The sequence below is a fragment of the Mesorhizobium sp. M7A.F.Ca.US.002.01.1.1 genome, assembly GCF_004022955.1.
In the GTDB taxonomy this organism is placed as follows: Bacteria; Pseudomonadota; Alphaproteobacteria; order Rhizobiales; family Rhizobiaceae; genus Mesorhizobium; species Mesorhizobium ciceri.
In genome coordinates this window covers 1-16,821 of sequence record NZ_RZQE01000087.1, presented here as the reverse complement: position 1 = coordinate 16,821, position 16,821 = coordinate 1, and the positions used below count along the sequence as shown (strand labels likewise).

The window sequence follows — 16,821 nt, the reverse complement described above, 5'->3', positions numbered from 1 at the left end:
GTCATCGACGACTTCAACAGGCGAGAGCTGCCGCCTTCGGTAGAGTTCCAGGCATTCGCACGCCGACAGACCCTCAAGAGATGTTGGCACGGATGAACGAGTTTTCATTTTACGAGGTCCGCTACATTCAAGCCTGGCATAAGACGGCAGTTATTCATTCGTTCTGCGGCCCTTGTCAGACCGATCATCAAGACGTCGGACGGGATCCCAACGTGTTCTCTACGAGCTTGATCCAGTACGATGTTCCATAAGGAATCGCCTCGTCGTTGAAATTGTAGGCAGGGTGATGCAGGCCGGCGCTGTCACCGTTCCCGCACCAGACGAAAGCACCCGGCCGCGCCTGCGCCAGGAAGGAGAAATCTTCCCCCCCCATTACCGGTGGCGTCTCGAGCACATTGTTTTCACCGGCCACGCCCTTGGCCGCGCTTCTCGCAAGGTCGGTCTGCTGGACCTCATTGAAGAGAATTGCGTCGAAGCTCTGAAATTTAATATCTATCTTCGCGCCGGTTATCTGGGCGATGCCGGCGACCACTTCGCCCACCCGCTCCTTCACGAACTTGCGCACCTCCGGCTTTAGCGTCCGCATGGTGCCCACCAACTCCGCTGTTTGCGGAACGACGGGGACTAGTCTCTGCCCGGACTGGAACTGGTGGAACGAAATTCCTGCCGAGTCGACAGGGTCAATGTTCTGAGCCAGGATATGCTGCAGGGCCGTCACAAGCTGAGCGCCGACCAGAATCGGATCGATGCATTCATGAGGCCTTCCAGGGTGCCCCCCTCGCCCTTCAATGCTAATTTCTATGCTATCAGTTGCCGCCATCACTGGACCTTGCCGGATTCCGAAGACACCTACCGGCAAGCCCGGACGATTGTGCATTCCGTAGATGTGCTCGATGCCGAACCGCTCCATCAAACCGTCATCTAGCATGGCAACGGCGCCGGTACCGATCTCCTCGGCAGGTTGGAAGATCATGACCGCCGTTCCAGCGAAATTCCGAGTATCGGCAAGATAGCGCGCGGCACCCAACAGCATCGCGGTGTGGCCGTCATGCCCACACGCATGCATCAAGCCCTTGTTCTTGGACGCATAGGGCAGATCGGTCGCTTCGTTGATCGGCAGCGCATCCATGTCAGCGCGCAATCCGATAACCTTTGGGTTACCGTCGCTCACGACGCCGTTGCCCTTGATGACGCCAACGACGCCGGTTTTGCCGATGCCGGTCGCGACGGCGTCGCAGCCGAATTCGCGCAGGCGCTCGGCGACAAATGCCGAAGTACGGGGGATGTCGAAGCCCAGTTCGGGATGTGCATGGATGTCCCGGCGCCAAGCCACTATCTCGGGGAGAAACTCTGCGACGCTATTGAGAATTGCCACGGGGACTTTCCTTTCTTGCCGGTTGCAGGCGAATTTCACGCTTTGTCCTTGCGAGAGCCGGGAGACCCGTTTCCGCGCTGCCGGGAGCACAGCATCCTCTGTGCGACGTAGGCACCCCAGCTATTCCGCCGACTGAAGCCGCTCCAATTAGCCGGGGACCGACAATCCTGAATTCCGCTCCGCCCAGAATGTAGCAAGTGCCAAAGAGCTTGGTTGCGCGAAGGGCGCCTTGGTCCCGCAGAATATCATCGTTTTTTGGTCATTGGCGCATAACACCTGCAGGCTGAGAGGAGGTGCCCTGGTATATATGCGGGACCATTCAAAATAGGACAGCCGACATTCAGAAGTGCGGGACAACTGCGACCCGCGGAAGGCGCGTGGTGGTTGCCTGGGCGGGCTCTTTTGAAGGCTACTCTTCAGCAATTGGCAGAGCAAACGACGCCTTGATCCGATCCATTACAACGATTGTCTTGAACCCCTTTACTTCAAGATGTTCGTAAAAAAAACGACGGGTAAACGCCTCGTACTCGGCCATGTCCTGAGCAGAGACCGTAATAATAAAATCCGCTTCACCCGTAACGTAGTAAGCGTTCATGATCTCAGGCGTCCGCCGAATTGCCTGCTTGAAACGATCGATGATATCGGCGCGATCGCGCTCGAGAGTGATGGATACCAGCAGGAGCAGGGGCCGACCGACGGCTTCCGGTGAAACTATGGCAACGTCCGCTTCGATGACGCCAGCGTCTCGAAGTCGCTTTAATCTCCGCTGACAAGCGGTAGCCGATAGTCCGGCAAGTTCGCCCAATTCCTCTGTCGTAAGGCGATTGTTGCGCTGCACGACGTTGAGAATCTTCCGGTCAATTCGATCCAGATCCATTCACAATCTCTGCTCATGATGATATCGGCCAATGCCAAGGCCGCCAGTCCGTACGTCCAAAATGTAGCAAGTGCCAAACGCCCTCTCGGCGCTAAAGTCGGTCCAAGTCGCAGAAAATCGGCGTTTCTTTCGCCATCTGCGCACAATACCGGCATAGTATAACTATCTGAGGGGTGCCGCTGAATCGATGGGCGTTGCTGGTGAGCAGTTGCGGGCCAGCGCAAGAACGGCAGATTCGATCGGGTGGGGGCGATCCCCGGTCGAAAAGATCCTACCGATCTCGTTGCTCAGGCGCAGAAAACATGAGTTGCAGCACGCTCGCATCAGTTCGAGGCAAGCGTGTTAGGGAGCGACATCACCAAGGGTGTCGGCGTTGCAGCATAAATCGGAGACCATGAGAGTCAGGCTATGAACCGGCCCCGGCTTTCGGATGCCTTACGGCCCTCGCGCGTCGGCCGCGAGTGAACTATGATCCGCATGGGTGTGGGGCTGGAGGAGAAGGTCGTCGGCTCAGTCAGGCTAACGTCGCTCCAAGCACTGGTAAGAAGCCCTATCCGCGGTCTGAGAATTACCCAAATTGATCTCTCGTGAGGCAGTTGTTGCAGCTGCATTCCGTCGAGACGCTTCAGTGATCCGCGAGAATGGCTCGCGATCTCTGCGTGAATCGCGGTTTGGCGCAGGAATGCGGCGTGGGAGACCGAATGTTAGACCAAAGTCGGCACGAGCACCGTGTAAAATGGGCAGGTCAGCGCAGACCAGTCTGGCGGCATTCTTACCCTTGCCGGAACGATCGCCTGAACAAGGTAGCTCAACCGCCGTCCGCACTCCCAGGAGAGAAAGCCATATGCTTCCCTTGGACATCCTCCGAAAGGAGTTTCCAGCCACAGCAAACGCCATCTACATGGATGTCGCGAACCAGGGCCTCATATCAAGCACAACATTGGCTTCAATCGAGCCTCATTTGAACAATCGGCTGCATGGCCTAAACGACGAAGAAAGAATGCTCGAACACGTCGAGCGTACTCGCGCTAGGTTCGCACAATTTATCAATTCAGATCACGATGAAATTGCAATTACCAAGAATGCATCGGAAGGCATCAACATCATCGCTAATGCGATCGATTGGAGAGATGGAGACAACGTCGTTCTATGCCCAAAATTGGAACACGCAAATAATATCTTGCCATGGATTCAGATCAGAGACCGCTACAATGTCGAGTTGCGAGTCGTAGAGCCGGATAACGGCTCAATTCCCCCTGATGCATTCGTAAAGGCGATTGATTCTCATACCCGCGTTGTTGCCTTGGCGACGGTGACGATGGTTCCGGGGTTTCGGACCGTCATGGAGCAGATATCCGAAGCCTGTAGGCACTACGGTGCATTTCTTTTGGCGGACGCGACGCAATCTGTTGGGATACTCCACACCGACGTCAATCGACTTGGCGTAGACGGTGTAGCAGTGTCCACTGTGAAGGGTTTGATGGGTCTTTATGGATCGGGTTTTTTATATTGCCGTAAAGAATGGGCCGATCGGCTGAGCCCGGCCTATCTTGCGCGCTTCAGCGTAGATTTCGGAAACGCGCCAGAATCAGCTCCGGTACCTAGTTTTGTAAAGTTGCGCTCTGGCGCGCCCCGCTTTGATATCGGGCATTACAACTTCCCTGGCATGTTGGCTGCATATGCATCAATGGGCCAGCTACTTGATATCGGAACCGAGGCGATCGACCAGAGCGTTACCTCACTCGCAAAACGTATGGCCACTGGTCTCTTAGATATCGGGCTTCCGGTCTGCGGCGGGCCACCAGGCGCTCACACTGGAAGTATCGTAGCCGTTGGCGATTCCAGCGATCTTGTTGAAGGGCGCCCAGTCGACGCCCGCATTCGGTCGCTTCACGAGCATTTCACGAAGAACGGGGTAATCGTCTCAATACGCAGAGGCATGCTCCGGTTTTCCCTGCATCTTTACAACACCGCCGATGAAGTCGATCGCGTAATCAATCTGGCCAAGAGCTGGTCGAAGTAAGAGCGACACGGCTAGTTCATGCACACAGGAGAGTACATGTCGACCCAGAGCGCCGAGACTATCGGACTTCTCCAAGATCTTATAAAGATCGAGAGCATCAATCCATCGCTGTCGCCAAAAGGTAGTGGAGAGCAAGGTGTAGCCAAGTTCCTCGAGGGTTTTTGCAAGGAGCGGAAGCTGGCTTACGGGATACAGGAGGTGGCCGATGGTCGCTCGAATTTCCTGACCTGGGTACCTGGGAAAGAACCCGATAGGCGTATTCTATTCATTGCTCATATGGATACCGTTCCTATCGATAGGTGGGAATCAGATCCATTCTCGGGTGAGCAACGGGACGGGCGAATATATGGGCGAGGTAGCTGCGACACAAAAGGCTCACTTGCAGCTATGTTGATTGCGCTTAGCTCACTTGGTGAACGGCAGCCCCGGGCCACGGTTGTTGTGGCAGCCAGCATTGACGAAGAGTACCGCAAACTTGGCGCCCGCGCTATAGCCGATTCCGGTGTCGCTTATGAGGGTGCGGTAGTCGGTGAACCCACCGAATTAGAGCTCGTTGTAGCTCACATGGGTTCTGTCCGCTGGCAAATCGAGGTTCAGGGTGTACCGGCTCATACGTCGAAGCCTCATCTCGGAGTGAACGCGATCACGGGCATGGCCAAGGTGGTATTGGCACTTGATGAGCACCATCGATCCCTTGTGTCTCGGGCGCAGCACCCATTGGTAGGGTCATCACAGCTGACCGTGAGCCTCATCGAAGGAGGTTTGGAACTTACCACTGTACCGCCGGTATGCCGTATCTGGGTCGATCGGCGTCTCATACCCGGGGAGCGGCCGCAGGACGCGTTGGCGGAGGTAGAAAGCATACTGGAAGGCCTTCGCCAGGGCGAAGACAAGATCAATGTTCGGTCATTGCTTCCCGCATTGGAAGACCCGCCTCCAATCAGTTCCGGGTCGAGCAAAATTGCAGCAGTCGCAGGAGCGGCTTGTGCCCACGTCGCGGGGACCGGAGAGCAGAAGGGAGCCACCGGCGGCTCGGATGCAAATCAGCTGTCATTGGCTGGGATCCCGTGTGTGATTATCGGACCCGGGCGTACTGCCCAAGCCCATACGAACAACGAGTTCGTTGAAATCGATCAACTGACCAAGGCTGCTGATTTGTACCAGAGAATCATGCTCACATATTAGGAGTGGCCGGCCTGATGGGGGTGCTCAAACCCCGTCCATTGGGCCGCGGACGCCCCGGATGCTGCATGAGCGTGGCGGCCGCAACGTCCCGATCTTCGCTGGTCTCGTCGGCGCTTCCCACGTAGATCTTGCCGCCCGTGCTTGAAATTCTGTTGCGACAGGCAGAGTGCGTCTTCACCATAGGGAGGGCATGATCTTCCACCGGAGACGCAGAGCCACCGAAAATTTGGCGCTCATATGCGGATAACGTACGGCAAGTGCCTAGGAAATGCAGATTTTCCGCGACAAGAAGAAATCCTCGGGGAAAACAGCCTCTTGTGACGTGATACGAAGAGAAAGTATGCGGACAGGACGAATGCCTGATCCGTTCGAGGAATGCCTGTTTTGAAGGACTCGACGAGATGAAATATGAGAAGCCATTTCCGCCCGAGGAGTTTCGGCGTCGTGTTCATGACGTGAAGCAGCGGATGGAGCGAGCGGGGCTGGACTTGCTGATCTGCCAGGATCCCGCGAATATGTATTGGCTTACCGGCTTTGACGGCTATTCGTTCTACGTGCCTCAGGTGGTCTTAGTGCATCTCCAGTCGGACATGCCCCTCTGGTTCGGACGTTTCGTCGATGTAAATTCCGCTTATATAACGACGGATCTGCCTAGAGAAAATATAAGCTCATTTTCCGATCATAGACTTCAACATCCAGAATTACATCCATTTGACGATCTTTGCGAGCTTATCAATTCGCGCGGCTGGGGATCTGATCGAATCGGTGTCGAGCTTAACGCCCACTTCTATACTGCCCGAGCACATCAACATCTCGTCAAAGGCCTTCCGAATGCAAAATTCTCTGATAGCCGCGAATTAGTCAATTGGGCACGGCTTATAAAATCTGACCTTGAACTAGTCTACATGAGAGAAGCGGGCCACCTTGCAACGCATACGATGCAGACGGCAATCGCTAACCTAAGGCCTGGAGTGCCGCAACATGAGGTCGTCGCGGAGGTGTACCGGGCCCAGACACGAGGGGTGGACGGTAAATATGGCGACTCTAGCGGTCCTCCTCTTATCCAGACTAGCGAACAAACGAACGCTCCGCACCTCAGTTGGACCGAGGAGCCCTTGCCGACCTCTGGCCTGGTTCTCATGGAGTTCGGCGCCACCCGACGCCGCTACTGTGCGCCGCTGTGCCGCACCGTCCACATCGGAAAGCCACCCGCAGAGGTCTCGCGTCTTGCTGAGGTTATAGTGGAAGGCGGGGATGCTGTGCTCGAGATGGCAAAGCCTGGTACCGTCGTTGAGGAGCTTAATGCGGTGTGGCAAGATATCCTCAAGCGGAACGGGTATATCAAGATAGGCCGCTCCGGCTATTCAATCGGACTCAACTTCCCGCCGGAATGGGGCGAACGCACGGTTAGTATTCGCGCGGGCGACAAGACCATCCTACAACCAGGAATGTGCTTCCATTTTCAGTCGGGGGTTAGGCTCGAAGGGTTCGGCGCCGCCATCTCTGAATCATTTATTGTAACCGAAAGGGGCGGTGAGCGATTGGCAGATGTTGATCGCCGCTTGATCGTCGTGGACTAGGTGATTTGGATGTGACCCAAATCGTTTTGCGATCTCACTGGGTCCGTTCGAAGCCGGTTGAAATTTGTTTCTGCGGCGAGCGGATGAACGGATCTAGCTTAAGGACGGCGCTGTCTGAGAGGTGCGGCATGCCCAACCTCTGGGACAGGAGAATCTCGCCTAGCACATGAGTTCTCTGCATCAGCGGAGATTAAGATCCGTAGGCCGAAATGAGCCACCTGTGACGCGAGCGCGGCGTGAACGTTGCCCCATTCTACAAATGCGCGGATGACGCAAGAGGACTTAGCTTTTGAGGAGCATTGAGGACGAGTTTACGCGCGCCTGAAGCGGGCTCTTGCCAACCCTGCGCGCCGGTGGGAACGCGAGTATGGTCCGCCCCGTCCGTGCAACACGTCGCGACATCAGCACACGTTGTTCCCGATAGATGGCTCGGCAGCGAAGCTCGCCTTTTGCCCGGGGCTCGCTTCATCCTTTTCTGCTGTTTCGTGCGACTTCACCACTTCACCAAGTGAATGTCTGGGTTATCGCGGGGACCTCAATTTCGGGACCCCAAGACCTCCTTCCGAATGAAGTCGTCCGCGATGCCATCGTGTCTGAAGCGGTCGCGGTCACCCTGCACAGTGCCGGACGAAAGTAGCCTTGCGGCGAGTTCCGTCTAAGATTCGAGGCGGTTGCGCCTGCGTCAGTGCGCCTGATCGGTGTCGGTCGAGAACTTAATGCCACGAGGCCAGATCGGGAACTCGGGATCGGGAGATCGGCGCTGGAACCAACTACTTTCCGCGCCGCCGGCGACCAGCGCGACCTTCGCTCGCGGTCGCTAAGCCTCCTGGCAAGTGAAGTTGTGAGCCGTGTCCAATTCTACGCGAATTGGCTGCTGTTTGCAGGAATGCAGCTAAAGGGGCATCAACTGCGCTGCCGATCGGCGCTGTGGCAGCAATAACCTAAAGGCATCAGCATACCATTGGAGTCTTAGATGAGGGGTACGTCAATCACGGCATTACGCAGGCTCAAACGGCCAGACCTTTTGCGTGGTGATGCGTATCTGAACGGCGCCTGGCTCTCCAAATCAGATACTCTTGCCGTGTTTGATCCTGCCAGCGGTGACGAGATCGCTCAAGTTGCGGCTTGCGCAGACGCCGACGTTGACGACGCGGTCCATTGCGCAAGAGCAGCGTTCCTCAAGTGGCGCGACATGCTTCCGTTACAGCGTGGTGCATATCTGCGGAAATGGGCGGCAGGCATGCGGGAGAGCGCCGAAGACCTGGCTGTCATCATAACGGCCGAGCAAGGAAAACCGATTGCTGAAGCCCGCGGCGAAGTTTCATACGCTGCCGGCTTTTTAGATTGGTTTGCAGGGGAAGGGGAGCGGGCTTACGGCGAAACGATTCCCAGCCATCTCCCCGCAAGCAGGCTGGCCGTGCATTTGCAGCCGATCGGGGTGACTGTCGCCATTACGCCATGGAACTTCCCAGCGGCAATGATCACCAGAAAGGCTGGAGCTGCACTGGCCGCTGGCTGCACAATGATTGTAAAGCCGGCACCCGAAACGCCACTGTCGGCCCTCGCGCTTGCCCGCCTTGCCGGGGATGCTGGCATTCCGCCCGGCGTGTTTCAGGTGATCACGGGCGAAGCTCCGCCACTTGCCAAACGGCTGTTGTTGCATACCCACGTGCGTGCGTTCTCTTTTACGGGCTCCACCGAGGTCGGCAGAATCCTTCTCGAGCAATCCGCGAAGACAGTGAAGAAAGTCTCGCTCGAACTTGGCGGCAATGCTCCTTTCATCCTTTTCGGCGATGCGCCGATCAACGCTGCGGTCGCCGGTTGCATGGCAGCCAAGTTCGCGACATCCGGTCAGGACTGTCTCGCGGCAAACCGGATTTATGTGCAGCGAGAGATTTACGAGCATTTTACGGAAAAATTTGCCGAGGCCACCAGTAAACTAAAGGTCGGGCACGGATTGGAGCCAGGTGTCGACATCGGTCCGATGACAAAGACGTCTGGTGCTGACAAATGCAGGCACCAGGTTTCTGAGGCTCTAGCAGCCGGGGCTCGAATGGTAGCAGGCGCACAGCACAATTCGCTTGGCGGGAACTTCGTCACGCCGGCCGTGCTTGCTAATGTGACCGATGACATGGTGATTGCGAAGGACGAAACGTTTGGACCTGTCGCTGCAATCCTGCCCTTCGACGACGAACGGGAGGTGGTCGCGCGAGCCAACAATTCCGAGATGGGACTTGCGGCCTACGTCTATACCCAAGATCTCAACCGAGCCATGCGGCTCTCCGACCGGCTCGAATATGGCATGGTTGCCGTGAATACTCCAAAATTTACGGGGCCGGGCATTCCGTTCGGCGGCTGGAAACAATCCGGCCTTGGTCGCGAGGGCTCAAGGCACGGTCTTATCGAATATCTCGAACCCAAATACCTCTGCATCGGCAACATCGCGGCCTGAAAGGAAGCATTCAATGACCATCAACATCAAAGAGATCACCGAAAAGGACCGCAACTCGGTCTTGCATCCTTTCACTCAGCTTAAAGATTTCGCCACTGGCAAGCTCGGCGACCCAACGATCGTGGTGACAGGGAAGGGGATCCGCATCCAGGACGCGCATGGCAACCAATTTATCGATGGCTTTGCCGGCCTATACTGCGTCAATGTCGGGTATGGCCGCACGGAAGTCGCCGATGCGATCTCGCGTCAGGCCTATCGCTTGGCGTATTACCACTCCTATGCGGCGCACACGACCGACGAGCTTGCGATCCTCTCCGATCGCCTTGTGAAGATGGCGCCGGGCAAGATGAGCAAGGTGTTCTATGGCATGTCCGGCTCGGATGCGAACGAGACCCAGGCCAAGCTTGTTTGGTACTACAACAACCTGCGTGGCAAGCCGACCAAAAAGAAGATCATCTCCCGTGAACGCGGCTATCACGGCTGCAGCGTCGTGTCGGGCTCGATGACGGGCATGAGCTTTTATCACGACCACATGGACCTGCCACTTCCGCAGATTGTTCACACGGGTGTTCCACATCATTACTGGGGCGCAACCCCGGGCGAAACCGAGCGCGAATTCTCCGCTCGCCGCGCCGCCGAGCTTGATCAGTTGATCGAGCGGCTCGGCCCGGACAACGTCGGCGCCTTCATTGGCGAGCCCGTCCTCGGCACAGGTGGTATCACGCCTCCGCCGGAAGGCTATTGGGAAGCGGTACAGACGGTCCTCAAAAAACATGATGTGCTGCTGATTGCCGATGAAGTGATCACAGGGTTCGGCCGCACCGGTTCCATGTTCGGCTCACAGCACTATGGCATCGAGCCAGACCTCATCACGATCGCTAAAGGTTTGACGTCGGCCTACTTCCCGCTTTCAGCGGCAATCGTCGGTGAGAAGGTGTATAAAGTCCTGGAGGATGGAGCCGACAAGGTCGGGGCATTCTCGCACGGCTACACCTACTCTGGTCATCCGATCGGCGCCGCCGCGGCCAACGCGGTCCTCGATATTGTCGAGAAAGAAGACCTCCCCGGCAATGCGCGTGACGTCGGCGCGTTTTTCCAGGCGCAGTTGCAGGAGAGGTTCGCGCAGTTGCCGATCGTCGGCGAAGTGCGGGGCGTCGGTCTTATGGGCGCAATCGAGTTCGTTGCCGATCGCGACAATCGGAAGCGTTTCGATCCGGCGCTCAAGGTAGGTGCGCGAATCTCGAAGGCCGCCCGTGACCGTGGTCTTATCGCTCGGGCCATGCCGCACGGGGACATTTTGGGCTTTGCTCCGCCGCTGGTTACAACCAAAGCTGAGGCGGAGGAGATTGTTGCAATCGCAGAAAGCGCCGTGCGCTCGGTTATGGATGAGCTTGTTCGCGAGAGTGAGAAAATCTGAATGAGTTGGGCCATCTTGTCGTAATCAAGGCGCAAACTCAAGCGACGGCCTGATCGGCTTGCGGGGCTGCCAGCTGAGCTGGTGCCGCGTTCCGCTCATTGAGTTTTCGGCGGAATTCAATGCAGACACTGCTCAGGAGGAACTGGTGGCCAATTCGACCGCACTCAATCCCTGGGAATGGCCTGAAAGCCATTGGCGGCGGCGCATCAACAAAGTCAGAGCGGGCAAGGCACTAAGACCAATGTGGCCCGGCGGTAAACGCTGTGCCTTCGCCATCTCGTTCGACGTCGATCATGAGTCGAACGAATTGCGCAGGGGAGGGCGATCGCTAAGCAGATTATCCTGGGGTCAGTACGGGAGCCGACGAGGGATGCCTCGGGCTTTGGAACTCTTGAGAAAGTACGACGTTCCGGCGAGTTTTTTCGTTCCCGCTGTGATCGCTCAGTTGTATCCAGACGAGCAACGCGCAGTTGTCGATGAAGGCCATGAAATTGGCATGCACGGCTGGATACACGAGCTAAACTCGGAACTGAGCGCAGAGAGCGAGCGCTCTTTAATGATGAGGAGTGCCGACACTCTTGAAAAAATCACTTCCAAACGCCCGACGGGAATTCGAACGCCTTCCTGGGATTTTTCCGACGCAACTCTACGGATCATACGTGAAACCGGATTGACATACGACTCATCCCTTATGGCCGATGATAGTTGCTATGAGCTGCTGGAAGACGAGGAACCCACGGGAGTGATTGAAATACCGGTCGAATGGATTCGAGACGATGCCACTTATCTTTGGATGAGTCCCGATGGGTCTTCACGGCCAGATTTATCAGTCGACGACGTGCTTTCTGTATTTATTCGGGAGTTCGAAGGGGCCTATCAAGATGCCGATTTATTTCAGCTGACTCTGCATCCACACGTCATTGGATATCGCTCACGGATCTGGATCGTAGAAGAATTAATTCGACGCGCCAAAGCAAAGGGTGACGTTTGGTTCGCCACACATCATCAGGTCGCCGAGCGTGCGTCCTCATGTCTCTGAAAACTCTCAGACAGGAACGCCGGTAGAGTGCGGTGTTCTTGGGGCGGCGCAAGCCGTCCTGCGCCTCGACCGTTGCGGCGGTCACCAATGGATTTGGAATGACGCGGATCATCCGCTGTCCGGTATTCGCTTTCAGAGCGGGTACAGTGGGAGTTCTTATCTTGGAGGAGGACTACAATCTTGATTGACACGACCTTTGCCGGAAAAACGGTGCTGATTACCGGCGGGTGGCGCGCTTGGCCCGGCCAGTGCCAAACTGCTGGCGGCGGGTGGAGCGGATTTGGTGTTGGCTGACCTGTCGCAAGAGGCTCTGGACCAAACTCTGGCCGCCTGTCCTGGTGCCCGTTGAGTTGTCTGCGACGTGACCGATCCGGCGATGCTGGAAGGGCTGGTCGACCTCGCCCGCGAGAGCTTTGGCCGGCCGGTTGAGGGCTTGGTCGCGGCCGCTGGCATTACGGTGCGATGAAGCGGCTGATAGACGTGAAGGGTACGAAGCCATGTTCAGCTTCAACGTCGGGGCCATTTGGCGAATCTGCAAGCTGCATCCCGCAGATGCGCGAGCTTGGCCGCGGATCGGTGGTGCTCTTCAGCTCGACTGCTGGTCTGCAGGCCTCGAAGGACGTGCCGATCTATTCGGTGACCAAGGCGGCGGTTGTGATGATGACTCGCACGCTGGCGCTGAACCACGCGGCAGAAATATCCGCGCAAACTGTGTCTGCCCCGGAACCATCGCCAGCCGTTGGCCGAGGCCGGCGTCGCCTTCGCCCGGGGAGAAGCGGCACAGGTCGAGCGCCGGACGAAGATCATCGCTGCGCATCCGATGGGCCGAATGGGGTTGCCGTCCGAGGTGGCGACAGCTGTCGGCTATCTGCTGGACGATGCGGCGGGCTTCACCATCGGCGCCGCGCTTACGGTCGACGGAGGCAGCCTTGCCTAAGCTCCGGTCAGAAACACTGTCGTCGTCACCGGCGCGGCGCGCGGGATCGGTGCCGCAACAGCGGCGTGGCTTGGCTCGGAAGAGGCGTGGGTGTTGCTAGTGGATGTTCTGGATAAAGTGCACGACACAGCTGCGGGCCTTGGCCAGACGGCGCTCGTCTGCGATCTGGCCATGCCCGACGCCGCAGGGCGGGTTCTGGCCGCCTTGGATGCCGCAAGGATCGAGACGCTCGACGTCCTCGTGAACAATGCCGGCATTGGCGGTTCGAAGTCGCTCGCCGATACTGACGATGCCTTTTGTTCCCGCTGATCGATATCAACTTGCGTGCAGTCATCAGCCTGACCCGCGAGTTGCGGCCGCGGATGCGCCAGCCGGGCGGGCGGATCATTAATGTCAGCTCGATCCTCGGGCTTACGGGCTATCCCGGAACGGTAGGCTATTCGGTGGCCAAGGCCGGGATCGCGTATCTCACGCTCCAGCAGGCCGGCGAGCAGGGCCTGTAGGGTATAACCGTGAATGCGGTGGCGCCCGGCGTGGTCCCCACCGACATGACTCGAGCGCTGCACGTACGCAGCTACCAACGCCTGATGGTCGCGCCAATCCGCTCGAGCGCGTCTCCTCGCCGGAGGAGCAGGCGGCGGTGATCGCCTTCCTGCTTCGGACGACGCGTTCTACGTCTCGGGCGCAGTGATCCCCGTCGACGGCGGCTCCCGCCTGTCACAGTAGAGAAGAATAGCGCAATTTAAGCCTATACACAGGATGGCCCTGCAATTCCCGGATGCAGACCGACTCTGCCGGTAACCGGTTCCGGTGGTCGATCCTGTTAGCGGCGCCATTACCCGGCGCACATTTGATCGCGGTGGTGGGCAAGTTGAATTTACCCTTCGCGCGCTTCCCAGCGATCAATATGGCAGTGTCGTACTGCTCGGTCATTGTCGCAACGGTCGCGTTCAGCGTCGGCGCGAACCACAGCGCCTTGGCCACACCAGGTTGTAGCAGACGGATCGCCTCAGTGACCCGCCGAAGAAGCTGAGGCCGTCAATCCAGTCGGGCAGCTTTTGAGTCAGAGTTGGCAAAGGCTGCTCGAACTGAACGACTGTTGAGGAAAGCCTTTGCAGGCGCGGCGGGCGCGAGCACCGCGGGGAGCCGCAAAAAGGCACGCGGAGAGCTCTGCTGAGGCTGCAGTCAACTCAGCGTCCTTGGGAGCATATTGAAGTAGTATTTGCCCATCTCTCCCTGTTATGGCGATTTGAGAAGCAAAAAGCCCGTTCAGCGTTTAGCTTGGAGAATGTGCCCACTGCACTGCTCGCCCGCGAATCACCGATATTATGCAGATTTAGGAGCTCGACGCCGATCTCCTGCATTTGTTGGCGAGGATTGCTGGAAGAGTACCCATTCAATGCACTAAAATCCTGGAGTGGTCTGATCCTCATATTGTAAGTGTAGGCTGGCCTGATGCGGCTGGTTCCAAGTCTTCACAAAGGTTCCAACTACGCCTCCTCCCAAGGCGCATCGGCCCGGCAGCGAGTTCAATCTCCTGCCGGGCGTTGTAACTATTTGCGCACATTGGCCGATTCGGACCTTCAACGGGTTGGGCGGCTGCTGGCTGTCGGAGCAATGTAAAACTGGCTCATAGGCAAGAGTTAGATTGATGAGCAGTCTTGCGGACCAAGTCGCCGATCCAAATTCGCCAGGAGCATTTGCGCCCCTCAGAAATCCGAGCTTTCGTTCAATCTGGTTCGCCACGCAGGTCAGCTCGCTCGGCTGGTTGATGCAGACTGTTGCCATCAGCTGGCTGATGGCTACGATTTCGACTTCCGATCTGATGGTCGCGCTGGTTCAGGCTTCTTCAAACCTGCCAGCGTTCATCTTATCCGTCTTCGCCGGGGCCTTGGCTGATAATTTCAGCCGGCGCCGGGTCATGTTCGCCGGCCGGTGCCTTATGGTATTGGCATCTGCGATGCTGACGGCTTTTGTGGTGCTGGGCTTTGTCGATCCGTGGATGATCCTCGGCTTCAGCTTCTTGATCGCATGCGGCGGCGCTCTCCACGATCCAGCCTGGCAGGCCTCGGTTGGCGATATGGTGAACCGACGCGACGTTCCCGCCGCCGTCACGCTCCTCTCCGTTGGCTTCAACACTGTTCGGACCGTAGGCCCGGCGCTCGGTGGCATAGTAGTTGCCTCTTTTGGGCTGATGACGGCTTTCGCCGTAACCAGTCTTACCTATCTGGTCCCTTTGGTAACCATATGGCGCTGCAAGTGGATGGTTCGCTCATCACCTCTCCCACGTGAGTCGATGAGGACGGCGATCTATGACGGGCTACGCTTCACGGCGATGTCGTCGGAGATTAAGACGGCGATCACTCGCGGAACCCTCTTTGGTCTGGCGAGCATCGCCATTCTCGCGCTGCTGCCGCTGGTTGTCCGCGACCAGCTGGGAGGCGGACCGCTCGCCTATGGCACGCTCATGGCCGGATTCGGGACAGGCGCCGTCTTCGCCGGCATCTCGAACAGCGTGTTCAGACGGAGCTTGTCACAAGAGCGGCTGATGACGCTCGCATGCGTCGCCTGCGCGGCATGCTCCCTTTCGCTTGCGCTGACTTCTTCGATTGCAGTGGCGGCAATTGCACTCGCCATGGGTGGCGCGGGCTGGGTCACCGCCTGGTCCGGGGTCGGCGTGACCGTGCAACTGGCAAGCCCGCGCTGGGTCGTGGGGCGCACCATCTCGATTTACTATGCATTGATCGATGGCGGCATCGCAGCGGGCAGTTGGGTGTGGGGCACGGTGGCCCAGAACCATTCACTGACCTTGGCACTGGAGGGCTCCGCTGGAGCCCTTCTGCTGGTCGCCGCCACGGGCCTCCTGTTTCCCCTTCGCGAGCGCCGCGAATCCGATCCAGATGCTTTGGAGGACTTCGACGCACCGGCAGTCGCCCTCAATCTCAAGCCAAGAAGCGGTCCCATCGTGGTCAAAGTCGAGTACCTAGTGCCCGAGGAAAATCGCGAAGCATTCCTGGAACTCATGCGGGCGCGCCGGCATGTGCACAGTCGCGTCGGCGCTCGTCATTGGACTCTCCAGCGCAACCTTCAGGAGCCTATGCAATGGATAGAGACATTCCGCACGCCGACCTGGACCGACTACCTTCGCCTGAACCATCGTCTCACGGAAGCAGACAAGGAATTGGGTAAACAAGTGCTGAAATTGCATGCAGGACAGCTTCCGCCTAAAATCATGCTTTTTATCGAGCGACCAACAAGCTCGGCCCTAAAGTCCGATGAATCAGCACGTTATTTTCTCCGACACTGACTCTTCGAGGTTAACCCCTTGTATCTGCACGCAGAGGACTTTGTGCGATGGAAGCGACTGAGCCTCGAACCGGATGGCCATCCGGTTCGAAGCAAGGCGAAGTCGCCCGACACCCCTCCGGCCACAACCGTGGGTGAGCCTGGGATCTTCGCCTTCGTCACGTACGACCGAATAGTCGCTTGGCTCCAATCGCACGCACAAGGCAGGTTACCGTGAACAAGACTATCTGTGGAGTGGATGTTTCGAAAGACTGGCTCGATACCCATGTCGTGCCGAGCGGAGCGGCGGGCCGCTTTCGCAACGATGCGGCAGGCATAGCCGAGCTTGCTGCCTGGTGTTAGGTCAATGGTGTCGAGCTCGTCGTCATGGAGGCCAGTGGCGGCTACGAACGGCTTCCCTTCCTGCTGTCGTGGGAGTTGGGAGTAGCCTGCGGCATGGCCAATGCGAGGAGCGTACGCTGATTCGCCGAGGCGATGGGCTTCCTGGAGAAGACCGACAGGATCGACGCCGCCGTCATCGCCCGCTATAGCGAGGTCAAACGGCTGCAGCCGACGCTGCCGCCGAGCGCGGCCCAGCAGCGGCTCAAGGCGCTGGTCGCCCGGCTTTCCCAGGTAACCGCCGATCTCACC

11 protein-coding genes and 3 pseudogenes are annotated in these 16,821 nt (G+C 57.8%); 11 read left to right on the top strand and 3 right to left on the bottom strand.

Features of this window, described 5'->3' with window-relative positions:
* Positions 1 to 187: 187 nt before the first annotated feature.
* Together EN932_RS11775 and EN932_RS11770 are read right to left on the bottom strand one after the other, a co-directional pair.
* Positions 188 to 1,375 (bottom strand): M20 aminoacylase family protein, encoded by a 1,188-nt coding sequence (locus EN932_RS11775; RefSeq protein WP_063169331.1) that lies wholly within the window; start codon positions 1,373 to 1,375, stop codon positions 188 to 190.
* A 409-nt stretch (positions 1,376 to 1,784) separates the two neighbouring features.
* On the bottom strand, positions 1,785 to 2,252 hold the full coding sequence (locus EN932_RS11770; RefSeq protein WP_063169330.1) for an Lrp/AsnC family transcriptional regulator: 468 nt from the start codon (positions 2,250 to 2,252) through the stop codon (positions 1,785 to 1,787).
* Positions 2,253 to 3,096: 844 nt separating this feature from the next.
* On the opposite strand from EN932_RS11770, the gene EN932_RS11765 reads away from it, so the two are divergent.
* The 9 genes and pseudogenes from EN932_RS11765 to EN932_RS39495 all read left to right on the top strand — a co-directional run bounded on the left by EN932_RS11765 (position 3,097) and on the right by EN932_RS39495 (position 13,388).
* Positions 3,097 to 4,275 carry an aminotransferase class V-fold PLP-dependent enzyme gene (locus EN932_RS11765; RefSeq protein WP_063169329.1) on the top strand — a complete coding sequence of 393 codons (1,179 nt, stop codon included), beginning with the start codon at positions 3,097 to 3,099 and terminating at the stop codon, positions 4,273 to 4,275.
* Positions 4,276 to 4,311: 36 nt separating this feature from the next.
* Positions 4,312 to 5,460, top strand: coding sequence for a M20 family metallopeptidase (locus EN932_RS11760; protein WP_063169328.1), 1,149 nt, complete (start codon positions 4,312 to 4,314; stop codon positions 5,458 to 5,460).
* A gap of 401 nt (positions 5,461 to 5,861) precedes the next feature.
* Positions 5,862 to 7,040 (top strand): Xaa-Pro peptidase family protein, encoded by a 1,179-nt coding sequence (locus EN932_RS11755; RefSeq protein ID WP_063169327.1) that lies wholly within the window; start codon positions 5,862 to 5,864, stop codon positions 7,038 to 7,040.
* A gap of 973 nt (positions 7,041 to 8,013) precedes the next feature.
* Entirely contained in the window at positions 8,014 to 9,492 is a 1,479-nt protein-coding gene (locus EN932_RS11750; protein ID WP_063169326.1) for an NAD-dependent succinate-semialdehyde dehydrogenase, read from the top strand.
* A 13-nt stretch (positions 9,493 to 9,505) separates the two neighbouring features.
* Positions 9,506 to 10,909, top strand: coding sequence for an aspartate aminotransferase family protein (locus EN932_RS11745; protein WP_063169325.1), 1,404 nt, complete (start codon positions 9,506 to 9,508; stop codon positions 10,907 to 10,909).
* A gap of 145 nt (positions 10,910 to 11,054) precedes the next feature.
* Entirely contained in the window at positions 11,055 to 11,948 is an 894-nt protein-coding gene (locus tag EN932_RS11740) for a polysaccharide deacetylase (RefSeq protein WP_224570030.1), read from the top strand.
* Between the two features lie 739 nt (positions 11,949 to 12,687).
* Complete coding sequence (locus EN932_RS39505) at positions 12,688 to 12,885, top strand: SDR family oxidoreductase (protein WP_063169323.1); 198 nt, start codon at positions 12,688 to 12,690, stop codon at positions 12,883 to 12,885.
* A gap of 27 nt (positions 12,886 to 12,912) precedes the next feature.
* Positions 12,913 to 13,194: pseudogene (locus EN932_RS39500) on the top strand (SDR family NAD(P)-dependent oxidoreductase); the annotation flags it as partial.
* Positions 13,182 to 13,388 (top strand): SDR family oxidoreductase, encoded by a 207-nt coding sequence (locus EN932_RS39495; RefSeq protein ID WP_199489648.1) that lies wholly within the window; start codon positions 13,182 to 13,184, stop codon positions 13,386 to 13,388. The pseudogene EN932_RS39500 and the gene EN932_RS39495, both read left to right, overlap by 13 nt.
* Before the next feature lie 400 nt (positions 13,389 to 13,788).
* Here EN932_RS39495 and EN932_RS38835 read toward each other — a convergent pair.
* Positions 13,789 to 13,955, bottom strand: a pseudogene (locus EN932_RS38835) (IS21 family transposase); the annotation flags it as partial.
* Between the two features lie 581 nt (positions 13,956 to 14,536).
* On the opposite strand from EN932_RS38835, the gene EN932_RS11720 reads away from it, so the two are divergent.
* Positions 14,537 to 16,192: an MFS transporter gene (locus EN932_RS11720; protein ID WP_063169321.1), complete on the top strand. Its 1,656-nt coding sequence runs from the start codon at positions 14,537 to 14,539 to the stop codon at positions 16,190 to 16,192.
* A 269-nt stretch (positions 16,193 to 16,461) separates the two neighbouring features.
* Positions 16,462 to 16,821: pseudogene (locus EN932_RS38830) on the top strand (transposase); the annotation flags it as partial.

Coding starts and splice junctions, on each gene's coding strand:
- EN932_RS11770 (WP_063169330.1), bottom strand. CDS start 2,252: ATGGATCTGGATCGAATTGACCGGAAGATTCTCAACGTCGTGCAGCGC.
- EN932_RS11765 (WP_063169329.1), top strand. CDS start 3,097: ATGCTTCCCTTGGACATCCTCCGAAAGGAGTTTCCAGCCACAGCAAAC.
- EN932_RS11760 (WP_063169328.1), top strand. CDS start 4,312: ATGTCGACCCAGAGCGCCGAGACTATCGGACTTCTCCAAGATCTTATA.
- EN932_RS11755 (WP_063169327.1), top strand. CDS start 5,862: ATGAAATATGAGAAGCCATTTCCGCCCGAGGAGTTTCGGCGTCGTGTT.
- EN932_RS11750 (WP_063169326.1), top strand. CDS start 8,014: ATGAGGGGTACGTCAATCACGGCATTACGCAGGCTCAAACGGCCAGAC.
- EN932_RS11745 (WP_063169325.1), top strand. CDS start 9,506: ATGACCATCAACATCAAAGAGATCACCGAAAAGGACCGCAACTCGGTC.
- EN932_RS11720 (WP_063169321.1), top strand. CDS start 14,537: ATGAGCAGTCTTGCGGACCAAGTCGCCGATCCAAATTCGCCAGGAGCA.